We start from the raw sequence: 11,551 nt of genomic DNA, 5'->3' as shown, positions 1-11,551 counted from the left end.
TAATCCATTTCAAAACTTTAACAATTTTGCCTAACTTATGGCTGCATTAATGCAACCTTAAGATGTGTTACTCGACAAGACAGACCCGCGAACGAAAGGAACTGGAGAAATTGCTCTCCGTCAAGGCCATGTACGGTGATCTTGACACTGATGTGGAACTGATCTATTTTCATGCCAATGGCTGGAGCCATCCTGTGATGTGGACCTTGGGCCAGGAAGAACCCAATAATTTGCTCCCTGCCATGTGGGGTATCATGCCCCCAAAGGAAAAGCAGGAAAATTATTCGGAGTATTTCAAAAACCCAAAGACCTTTGGGGGATTGAATGCCAAATCAGAAAAGCTCTTTGACCACTATATGTATCGGTATTGTTGGGAAAACCAACGGTGCATCATTCCCGTGGACGGTTTCTTTGAACCGCATAATACCAAGGTGAAGGTCAAGGGCAAGGACTTTAAGGTTCCCTTTTACTTCCATAGAAAGAACGGTGACCCGCTATATCTTGCAGGCATCTATACAAACACCTCAGATGGAAGAAGGACCTTTGCTGTCCTCACCAAGGATGCCACCCCTATGTTTGAAGAGATCCACAATGAAAAGAAAAGGCGACCCGTGATCATAGATGATGAAAATTTAGATGCTTGGTTACATAACGGCAACAATGAATCCGACGTTCAAGATCTTATCGATGACGATTTATGGGAAGGTGATCTCGAAGCCTATCCCGTCACCAAGGATCTATATAGTAGAAGTGTGGATTCCAACTATCAGGGTATCATAGACAAAGTGGATTACGAAGAAGTGTCGATCTCCTATAGATGACCATAAAAAAAGAGGGGCCTGTTTCCAGACCCCCAGTGATAAAAATCAATCCTTGAATACCTTGGCCTGCTGCTCCAGGGCAACTACCCTTTCCTTGATCCGTGCTTCTCGCTTTTGCCGACTTTCGACATAGGTTTCTTCAATGGCCGAGATCTTGTCCTTGTAAAAGGATAGCATCGCCACATAGAAGGATTGGTTGGTCATGTCATTGGTATGGTTGCTTTCCCCAAGGTGTACCTGCCTGGTCAACAAAAACCGTATCAGTTTATAGAAGGCCTCTTTCTTGAAGTTTTGTTTGAACCGGGCCACCAGCTCCTCTCGGGACAATTTGGAATCCTCCCCAATGAACCCCTCAAAATGTTCCCTTTGACTATAATATCCAATGTTGTTCTCGAACAGTGAGATGGAGATGGCCACCATTTCATCCGTGGTCAAAGGTTTGTTCCTATTGATGTAATCCGTTTCCCGGATCATATCCACCACTTCCTTGAACTGGTGGTTGTTCTCGATCTGTTTTTTCCTAAGTTCCCGTGCATTGATCTTGATGATCTGTTCCTCTGGGGAACATTCGGCCATCTTCCGTTCCTCCAAGGACTTGGCATCTGAACTTCCATTATTGGTTTCTTCCCTGACCTTTACAAAAATGGACTGTGTCAAGTAGGTATCCGTTTCCAGTAGAATACCCTTTTCAAATCCATTTTCCACGGCCTTGTCCCATGCCTCCTTTTCCTCGGTGAAGGATTCCAAAGCTTCGTCAAGGAATTCAGCCAATTCTTCCTCGGTGTATTCATAGTGCCGGTGCTCTTCTTTAATGCTTTTCATGGTAGGCTCAACAGGCTCCTTTAAAATTTCGAATTCATTGGTCAAATGTACTTCTAGACCTTCTTTTTCCATTTGGGCCATGACCCACTGGTTGCGTTCCTCGTCCACCCAATATTTGTTGATGTTGGGCACCAGTTTCAATCCTTCCTTTTTTACTCTTTTCAGGAGTTGCAAAAAGGTCTTTGTCTTTTTGTTCTCAAAACAGGAGGTCCGGGTACAGACCATCTTCCCTTCCCCGAACAAGTTGCCTTGGTTGGCAGCGTTGAAAGGGCAGGCAACACATGCCCCTGCTTTGGGCAATAAGGTCTTATCTGTCACATCAAAGCTGGCCTTGGTCAGGTCAAAGGTTCGGCTCTCGATCATCCGTTTGATTCGATGTTCCTGAAATTTCCCTTCCAGGCTTTCCAATAACATCTGTTGTTCGCCGGGCTCAAAAAGTGCCACTGCGACTCCCAAGGACAAGGTCATTTCCCCATTTCGGACAAAGGCCTTGAATCCCTCGATTAAACCGGCCAATTTGATACGCTGGCGGATAAAGTTCTCCGAACGCCCGAGACGTTTGGCAATCTCAACGGGTTCGTAACGGTCCAACAAAAATTGGATGGCCTCGGCCTCCTCAGTAGGTTCCACATCTTTCCTTTGGAGGTTTTCGATGATCTGGACTTCCAAAATTTCAGAGCCCGTATATTCCCTTATCATGGCTGGAATAGTAGACAATCCTGCCAATTTACTGGCTCGAAATCGCCTTTCACCCATGATGATGATATAGCCGTCATCAGATTTTCTCACAGTGATGGGCTGCAATACACCATGCTCGGCAATACTCTGTGCCAAATGATTGAGACTTTGTTCATCCAAGGTTTTTCTGGGTTGTGTCGGATCTGGCGAAACCAAACCGATTTCCAACATCTGGATCTGTGGAACAGAGTACTGTTCCTTCTGCGGTGCGGGTCGGTTTGCTTTTGATGATTGGTCCGCATTCCTTTTGCTTGTCGTTCTTTGTTTTGTTTGTGCTTCCATGATTTTTTGGATTTTTGGTTAAACAATATTTGAGCGGAAACCAAGCGGAAGACAAAATTTTGGAGTGGCAAGGAAACGGAATAAACAGTGACCATCGGAACGGTTTTATGCCGTCCCTTGTCCGAGAAAATAGTGCGAGCTTAACTTTCGGGAATATTGGTAAGAAAATAAAAGTTATAAGGCAAAATTCAAGCGTTGGTGCCTGATGTGATTTATAATGGTTTCAAAAGCGCTCCTTGGGAACCCAATGGTTGCCCTTACCATGCATATAGACAAGTTTAAGAATTTTGGCCCAAGAGCACACTGTTCATTAATTTGTTTATAACACACCGTCGACCAAGCCCCTACCCCATTGACTTTCTTCCTGGGAAAAACTAACTTCACTACATGGTAAACATCGGTGTTCATGAGCTATTTTGATATTTCGAGTGAATTGTGAACACCGATGTTTACCATGTGGAAAATTTGCCTAGTGCTGTTGGTCAAGACCAACAGCACTAGGTTTACACCCTCCATCTTTTGTAATTTTCACTCTTGTCTCCCCAAAAATTTATTCGTCACATTTTTTTACTAAATTTGTGACAAAAAATAAGTTACAAAATGCCCATACCCACTGAAAAACTTATAAAAAATTCAATTTCGAACCATAAGCGTGGAAAAATTTTTTTCCCGAAAAACTTTTCCAAATTCGGTACATCTGAAGCGATAAGGCAAGCATTGAAAAGGTTAGAGGACAAAGGTTTTTTGATCCGATTGGCCCAAGGCATTTATCTATATCCCAAAGAACACAAGCTACTTGGGACGTTATATCCGTCTTTGGAAGAAATTGCCAAAGCAATCTCTAAAAGGGATAAGGCCAGAATTATTCCCACTGGGATTCAGGCGCTCAACCAACTGGGGCTTTCCACACAGGTACCTTTGAATTTAGTTTACTTGACGGACGGAACTTCCCGTACCATATCCGTTGGGGAAAATACAATAAAGTTTAAAAAGGCTTCCCCTAAAATTCTAGCCGTCAAGAGTGAGACCAATATTCTTATCATGCAAGCCCTGCGCCAATTGGGCAAACACAATATAGATGACAAAACCTTGGAGAAAATAAATATGATACTCCAAAAGGTTGATAGAGAATCAATAGTTCATGATATGAAGCTAGCTCCTGTTTGGATTTCTGAAATTATGCAAAATTCACTATCAAAAAGGGAACCGACATGAAGGAATGGTTTGATTTATCCGAACAGGACAGAAGAGAAGTGATTGTTCAAACAAGTATTTTAAAAGGCCTTCCACAGGCGGCCATAGAAAAGGATTGGTGGGTGGTCGCTGTCCTTCGCACCCTATTCGAAACCAAATATTCAAACCATCTGGTTTTCAAAGGAGGTACATCCTTGAGCAAGGCATGGAGACTTATTGAGCGCTTTTCGGAGGACATAGATCTGGGTATGGATAAATCCTTTTTTGAATTTGAGGGAGATCTTTCCCGAAAACAGGTTAAAAAACTTAGAAAGGCATCATGCAAGTTTGTGAGCGAGATACTGCCACAAGATTTAGAGGATAAGCTTCATGAAATGGGCATCAAGGATTTTACCATCCATGTCCGCGATTTTGAAGAATCGGATACTGATCCCTTGGCCATTGAAATCCGCTATAAGTCATTGGTCGACAAGGTTCCCTATTTAGAACCCAGAATACTGGTTGAAATAAGCTCCAGGTCACTTCGGGGACCCTTTGAAAATAGAGAGGTTATATCGTTTATTGGGGAAATGTACAAAGGCCTATCCTTTGCTGATAAAGCCGTTTATATACCCACAGTTTTGCCTCAACGCACATTTTTGGAAAAACTGTTCCTATTGCATGAGGAATTTCAGAAACCAAAAGAACGGGGACCAATAAGAGGTCATCGAATGACAAGGCATTTATATGATGTATCCAGAATGATGGATACAGGATTTGGGGAATCGGCAATAAAGGACAAAGCATTGTACGACAAAATTGTGGCACACCGAGAAGTATATGCACGAATATCTTGGATCGATTATTCAAAGCATGGTTATAAAACTTTGAATTTCATTCCACCTGAAGAAGTTATGGCAGAATGGGAAGAAGATTATGCGGAGATGAAAGAGAGCATGTTCTATGGTAAAACGGAAAGCTTTAAAGATTTAATCAACAAGCTAACCGGCTTGAGAGATAGGTTTAATTCAGCCTAGTTCATTTTGATTCCAATTGTTCTCAAATAGCCCAGAAACAGGACTCAAATGTTAAAGTAGCGTTGAAGTAGAGTCCCTTTCCGCGACAGCTGACTTTTGACCCCTTGAAACTAAGTGTCCTGTCTTATCTGTTGAAGTCGAACTGCATTCGATATTGCGCATAAAACAACCCGCTCATCAGCAAAAACTGCTTTCCTGAAAGGTATTCTAAATAGAAATAACAATACCCCTACAGCTCTACCGTACAATTCTCAAATTGGGAACCCCACTGTTATCTTGAATTTTATGGCTGCTCTCATCCAATATGTTTTTCAATTGGGCCATGTCCTTACTGATTTTCTTTTCCACCACCCTTGCATACTTTTGGGTCGTAGAAAGCTTGGTATGCCCCAAGAGCTTGGAAACGGTCTCTATGGGTACGTCGTTCATAAGGGTGATTGTTGTTGCAAAGGTATGTCTGGCCACATGGAACGTTAGGTGCTTATCAATATTTGCCCTTTGTGCAATGATCTTTAGGTATTGGTTCACCTTTTGATTTGAGTACACAGGAAGAACAATATCTTCATTTTTGGGAAAATCCGCATACTTCTCCAAGATTTTCTTGGCTTTGGTCAATAGGGGGACCTTGACTTCGGTCTTGGTCTTTTGGCGCTTTACATCGATCCATAGTTCCCCATCGATGCCGGATACGATACCGTTGGGTTTGAGAAGTTTGATCTCAATGTAGCTCAGTCCAGTATAGCATGCAAAAAGGAAAATATCGCGGACCAGTTCCATCCCCTTTTCCTCGAATTTCAATTGGCCCAGTGCCAAGATTTCCTCCTCTTCCAGAAAAGCACTGTCATAATCCTCCATTTTCACTTTATAGAGGTTGAAGGGATTCTTGGGGATGCAATCAAATTTATAGGCCATGGTCACCAATTTCTTGAACCGTAGCATATGTTTCATGATGCCATTGTTGTTCAATGTTTGGAACGACTTGATGGGTTCGCAGTTCCGCAGGAAGTTTTCAAATTCAATCAAAAAGGCATAGTCAATGGAGGCCAACCCAATATCGGGCACCCGATATTTTTTGGCAATGAAACGTTTCAGGTAGGTCTCTGTAGAAGAATAGTTCTTGACTGTCCCTTTGGCCAGTTTGGGCAACTCATAGGTTCGGTTATACTCCAAAAGGTCCAATAGGGTGAGCATCACCTTGTCCTTCCCCAGATATCTAAGCTTGATGGATTGTGCCGTTATAAAGTTGCTCTCCGCACAGAGTTGTCGATGGCATTCCAGTAATTTTGCCCGGACGTCGTCCAAATATTTGTTGACAACAACGGATTCACTGGCCCTATGGTCCATTTTTCCCAAAATAGGACACCATCGTTCTTCAAAAGTTGATCGATGGACACTGAGATCTGCATTTTTTCCTTTACATCTGATTCGGACATAAATTGGAAAACGTCCATCTTTTTTTCTTCCTGATTTTTTCAGCCAAAAACTGATACTGAAGGCGTTAGAGGTATTCATGTGTTCTCGCTTTAAGTTAAACTTTGGATTAAGCGAAAGTCAAATCACACGAAAAATCAATTACGGAAGTACAATTTAGGGAATTTTTCCCGACAAAAATAGGACACTCTATAGGACATCCTCATCGATGGTTTCAGATGGAAATAAAAAAAACCAGAAAAAATTAATTTTCTGGTTTTCAATTAATTAAGGTTTTACTTAGTGTCATAAAACCATGGTTCGTCGGGATGACTGGAAGAAATCGACTTTTACAACAATTTCATAGTCAACACTTTATACTGTATTTCAAAACTGATTAACCGAACTCTAAACTGTAATCAAAACAGTACATTCAGTTGCAAAACTTATGGGTGTTTTACACCACTAATTTAAGCAATTTTTGATAAGCAATGATTTGAGATTCAATGTATCTTATTGATATAAACTCAATTACTTTTTGCACTTCAGTACATCAATGCAGGAATGTCGGGAGAAATTATCGTGAAGAAGGGTTTGGAGTTTAACGAAATCATTGAGTTTTCATCAGGCCATCATTTTGTCAGAAGGGAAATTTTATGAATTTAGTGTTGTCTTAAAAGGGGTATGGCTGCAGGCTGGTATAGTATTCGTATTAATTTCAATTAGTATTTTCTAAAATTATATTATATAAATCTTCTTCTAATTTGTTGTAAGTCTCTTTATATCTATTATTACTGAGTATTAGTAAATATTCATTGCTATCTGGCAAATAAATGGCCGAAGTTTTGTAACCTGACCAACTACCGTTATGATACACCCACCTACCCTTACTTTCTGTTTCATAAATTGCAAAACCAAAACCATATTTTGACGATACAGCATCAACAGTTAGCATTTCATATTTTCCTTCTTCGGTAATTAATTTGTTATACCTCAATGCTTTCTTCCATTTTTCGAGATCAAGAATTGAAGAGTAAATTCCTCTATCACCTACAATACCATTCATCCAAAGAATATGCTTATGCTTTTTATCATTTTCTACTTTTTGGTATTTACCTTTCCGATTGTTGTAGGTATATCCTTTTGCAATATTTAGATACGTCTGATGAATTTCACTTACACCATTTACACTAGATGTTGACATTCCCGAAGGTTCAAAAATATTTTTATGAACATAAGACTTAAAAGATTGCCCGCTTAATTTCTCTATTATTGAGGCTAAAATGACATAACCTGTATTATTATAATCATACTGGCTTCCTGGTTTAAAAACTAAATCTAATTTCAATTTTACTAAAACATCAATAACATCCTGATTGTATGCTATTTTGTTTCTTTTCCAATATTTTTTATTGTAAAATATATCTTGATAATCTGGTAGACCTGATTGGTGCCTTAGTAAATGTTCAATTGTAATGTTATCGTAAGGAAAATTATTAATTATTTCACTCACTTTAGTACTGTATTCGAGCAAACCCTTTTCCTTAAGTTGTACTATTGCCAATGCTGTAAACTGTTTAGAAACAGAAGCTAGCTCAAAAATCGTAGAATCATTAAGTGCTTTTTTATTAGAAAAATCACTGTATCCATAGTTACCTGTAAAAACTATTGAATCATTTGAAGAGAAAAGTACATTTCCGTTGAATCCTTTATTGTGATGTACCAAAGCCAAGCTATCGATTTTCTTAATAAATTGACCTCTAACTATTAACGATAGAAGTCCAAAAAATAATAGAAGTCCGACTGTTCTGTTTTTTAATGATTGATTTTTCATTTTCTTATGCTTTGAATAAAATCTAAATTAAATGTTTTGTACAAACCCTATTTCAATTTCTGATTTGACAATTCCCTTACCACCTGCCATTAAATTATCTATTTCTCCTTTATTTGAAATTTCTAAGTCAACATATATTAAGCTAGGAGAAGGAGATGACATAAATTTGCCCTGTTGTATTAAATATCTTTTTTTTTGAATTTTTAATTTATCATAGATGTAACAAGCCAAAGGTCCTGCGGCCATACCAGTGCCAGATTCCTCGTTAATACCATATCTAGGAGCAAACATTCTTGTGCTTGCATCTCTATTTGATAATTTTAAATTTGGTGTAAATACATAGTATCCAATTAGATCATGTTTCCCACTTATTTTATTTATTAAATCAAAATCTGGCTTTATATCTTTTAAGATCTGAAGATTGTTGACAGGGATTATTAAGAATGAATTACCTGTATTGACAATTTCTATCGAAGCATTTTTAAGTAAATCTAATTTACTTATTTTCAACGACTTTAAAATTATATCTTCGTCATCATTAATACTTTGATACTTTGGAGGTTTTTGTTGCATAAATGCCAATTCTCCATCAAATTTTATCTCTCTATTCCCATCAATTGTCTCCTTTGAGGATATTGAGCCAATAACATATTCATTCTGTTTTAAATAAGAGAAAGTTGCTACTGTCGCATGGCCACAGTGGGCAATCTGCTTGGTAGGTGTGAAAAAATCCAATTTAAAATCAGCACTTTTTGATTTTGAGACGAAAGCAGTTTCAGATAGTCCAACTTTTTTAGCGATATCCAGTTTTTGTTGAGCCGTCAACTTATCGGAATTTAAAACCAATCCGGCGGAGTTCCCTCCTGTTTCATTGTCAACAAAGGCATTTATAATTTGAACTTTGATTGTATTTTCTACCATATCATTTATTTTAACTCTTTATAGGAAACTCTATTCTTTATTATAATCTGATTGGTGATTTAGTTTTTATTTTTTTATTTGAATACAAGAAACTGGTGGGCCCCATTCTTTTGGCACTTGATTAGATGTCAATAAATTAAAATGACCACTACATCCACCCAAATGCTTGGATTTCGCCTTGTAAATCACAGTGTCTATTCTATGAAATCGAATTGAATAACTGCACATTACACAAGGTTCTTTATTACTTATTAAAATTGCGCCAGACATATTTTTTCCAATAATTTTCCTTGCCTTTCTTATAACTTCCATTTCTGCATGGCAGCTAATATCCTTTTTTGAAGTGGCAGTTTCTTCAGCTTTTGCCACAATCTTGCCATCTAAGAGGATAAGGCTACCTACCATACTGTTACCTTTGGATAAGGCACTTTCTGCAAGGGCCTCACAAATTTCCATGTACTGTGTAAAATCTTGCATAGCATTGTTTTTTTTACCGAAATACTGGATGTTTAGAATATTCTATACCTTTTTATCTAAGCTTAAGATATTACCTTAAAATCATATGATATGGGTCGTTATTTCCAAGAGTTCCATTCATTGACATTGAACGACATTATAGTTTGGAGCAGATAAATTGGCTACAGGAACTATCTTGTATATGAGAGTGTTCCCATAGCCTAACTATATTTACTTGATATTGTTTTTCTTAAGAAATCTTAAAATATGTTGTGCAATTTCATCACCTTTTTCCTCCAAGGCAAAGTGACCGGTATCCAACAAATTGAAGTCAACATTTTTGAGGTCTCTTTTGTAAGGATAAGCACCTTCGGCAGGAAAAATATAATCGTTCTTGCCCCAAACTATCAATGTAGGAGGTTGATAATCCCGAAAATATTTTTGCCAAACTGGATACAACGGTACATTGGTACGATAGTCATAGAACATTGCCAATTGGATATTATTATTTCCAGCTCGTTTCAAGTGCTGAAGATCAATATGCCAATTATCGGGACTAATCTTTGTGGTGTCTTTAACCCCATGCGTATATTGCCATTTAAGTCCATCTGGTGAATGAAATCCTTCAAGTGCCTTGCCATTCTCTTCAGTATATTCATTCCAATATTTTTTTATCGGAATCCAGAAATCACGAAGTCCCTCATCATATGCATTTCCATTTTGGATAATCAGTGACTCTACACGTTTAGGGTGCTTGGCCGCAATTCGAAAACCGATTGGAGCACCATAGTCCATAAGATAAATACTGTATTTTCCGACCTTTTTAGCTGCGAGGAAGTCTTCAACTATCTTAGACATATTGTCAAAAGAATATTCAAACTCCTCCATGGACGGTTGTTCACTTCTCCCATAACCCGGGTAATCCGGTGCTAGAACATGATAATCATCAGATAATTCCGATATCAGATTCCTAAACATATGGGATGAGGTCGGATAGCCATGCAACAAAAGAATAGTGGGATTTTCAGTGTTACCTGCCTCTCGATAAAAAATATCCACCCCCTCTATCTTTATGGTTCTGTAACTGGTTCTGTTTTTTACAGAGGAAATGGACACACCCTCCCCAACATTTTCAATTTTGGCAAACGAATAAAGGGATATTGAAATGATTGCAATGGACATTACACCTATTGCTGATTTTAAAATTGTAGTTTTCATTCTTATTATTTTTTTATTGTTGAAATTTCTCTATTTATCTTCACTTGTCTATTTGCTTTACAGTAAGTGAGTCTGTTATACTTCAAACCGTTTTACTAAACGATGACATTTTTGTGATGCGGTGTTTTCTTCTTATATCTCCAATTTTTAGTTAAACTTTAAAAACACTATAACCAAACGTTTGGTTATATTTATGTTTAAATTTTTTTGTGTTCAATACATATTTTTCAATGATTGTATTACATTTTCGAATGGTTCTAATGAACCCAAACCTTCGGATACGACCAAACCTCCTTGAATTTGTACCAAAACTTGCACTGCTTTTTCAGTCGCTTCCTTCTCGCTTAAGCCAAAATCCATTCCTAAAACAGTAAATGCATCAATCCAAGTAGACATACTACTCTTTATTTTATTTCCGAACAGACCTTCATGGGAATTATCCATGGATAAAGCCCTGAGAATACACATATCCCTTCCATTTTTGTAAAGATCTTCGCCTATCGCTTTAAGTACCGAGTTAAGTCTCTCCTTTGGAGCTATGGAACGTTGGATAAGAAGTTTGTATATATGATCCCTCACCCATTCATATGTAAATTCCAGTGCTGCATCCGCAATTTCTTTCTTACCACCTGGAAACCTGTGATACAAACTCGCTTTGTTCAGTTGGACAGCATCTGCTAATTGATTGAGACTTGACCCCTCATATCCTTTCTTTCTAAGAACAGACATTAAGTTAATTATCAATTCCTTATCTTCCATTTTCTTCGGCCGCATAACCTTTCGTTTACAAATTTCATTGCAAATGTAATACATTTTTTAATTTACCAAACGTTTGGTTA

General features: G+C 38.2%; 10 protein-coding genes. 3 read left to right on the top strand and 7 right to left on the bottom strand.

The window, feature by feature from the left end:
• The first annotated feature begins 62 nt into the window (after positions 1 to 62).
• Complete coding sequence (locus AB9K32_RS10580; RefSeq protein WP_369885147.1) at positions 63 to 821, top strand: SOS response-associated peptidase; 759 nt, start codon at positions 63 to 65, stop codon at positions 819 to 821.
• Positions 822 to 866: 45 nt separating this feature from the next.
• Here the strand turns inward: AB9K32_RS10580 and AB9K32_RS10575 are convergent, their stop codons facing one another.
• Entirely contained in the window at positions 867 to 2,663 is a 1,797-nt protein-coding gene (locus AB9K32_RS10575; protein WP_225604894.1) for a ParB/RepB/Spo0J family partition protein, read from the bottom strand.
• Between the two features lie 600 nt (positions 2,664 to 3,263).
• Between AB9K32_RS10575 and AB9K32_RS10570 the strand changes: the two genes are divergently transcribed.
• Together AB9K32_RS10570 and AB9K32_RS10565 are read left to right on the top strand one after the other, a co-directional pair.
• Positions 3,264 to 3,878, top strand: coding sequence for a DUF6088 family protein (locus AB9K32_RS10570; protein ID WP_067036133.1), 615 nt, complete (start codon positions 3,264 to 3,266; stop codon positions 3,876 to 3,878).
• Positions 3,875 to 4,873: a nucleotidyl transferase AbiEii/AbiGii toxin family protein gene (locus AB9K32_RS10565; protein ID WP_090294737.1), complete on the top strand. Its 999-nt coding sequence runs from the start codon at positions 3,875 to 3,877 to the stop codon at positions 4,871 to 4,873. Before AB9K32_RS10570 ends, AB9K32_RS10565 begins: the two co-directional genes overlap by 4 nt.
• 237 nt (positions 4,874 to 5,110) lie before the next feature.
• On the opposite strand, the gene AB9K32_RS10560 is transcribed toward AB9K32_RS10565, so the two are convergent.
• The 6 genes from AB9K32_RS10560 to AB9K32_RS10535 form a co-directional block, all read right to left on the bottom strand.
• Complete coding sequence (locus AB9K32_RS10560; RefSeq protein WP_067036128.1) at positions 5,111 to 6,385, bottom strand: site-specific integrase; 1,275 nt, start codon at positions 6,383 to 6,385, stop codon at positions 5,111 to 5,113.
• 616 nt (positions 6,386 to 7,001) lie between these two features.
• A complete protein-coding gene (locus AB9K32_RS10555; protein WP_369885146.1) occupies positions 7,002 to 8,117 on the bottom strand; it encodes a serine hydrolase domain-containing protein in 1,116 nt (371 codons plus the stop codon).
• Positions 8,118 to 8,144: 27 nt separating this feature from the next.
• Complete coding sequence (locus AB9K32_RS10550) at positions 8,145 to 9,038, bottom strand: PhzF family phenazine biosynthesis protein (RefSeq protein ID WP_369885145.1); 894 nt, start codon at positions 9,036 to 9,038, stop codon at positions 8,145 to 8,147.
• Positions 9,039 to 9,104: 66 nt separating this feature from the next.
• Entirely contained in the window at positions 9,105 to 9,515 is a 411-nt protein-coding gene (locus AB9K32_RS10545; RefSeq protein ID WP_369885144.1) for a nucleoside deaminase, read from the bottom strand.
• 210 nt (positions 9,516 to 9,725) lie between these two features.
• On the bottom strand, positions 9,726 to 10,712 hold the full coding sequence (locus tag AB9K32_RS10540) for an alpha/beta fold hydrolase (RefSeq protein WP_369885143.1): 987 nt from the start codon (positions 10,710 to 10,712) through the stop codon (positions 9,726 to 9,728).
• A gap of 213 nt (positions 10,713 to 10,925) precedes the next feature.
• Positions 10,926 to 11,471, bottom strand: a complete 546-nt coding sequence (locus tag AB9K32_RS10535; RefSeq protein ID WP_369885142.1) for a TetR/AcrR family transcriptional regulator — start codon at positions 11,469 to 11,471, stop codon at positions 10,926 to 10,928.
• Positions 11,472 to 11,551: the final 80 nt, after the last annotated feature.

It is taken from the genome of Allomuricauda sp. XS_ASV26 (genome assembly GCF_041224615.1).
Taxonomy (GTDB): Bacteria; Bacteroidota; Bacteroidia; order Flavobacteriales; family Flavobacteriaceae; genus Flagellimonas; species Flagellimonas alginolytica.
This window is presented reverse-complemented; position numbering and strand designations above follow the sequence as displayed.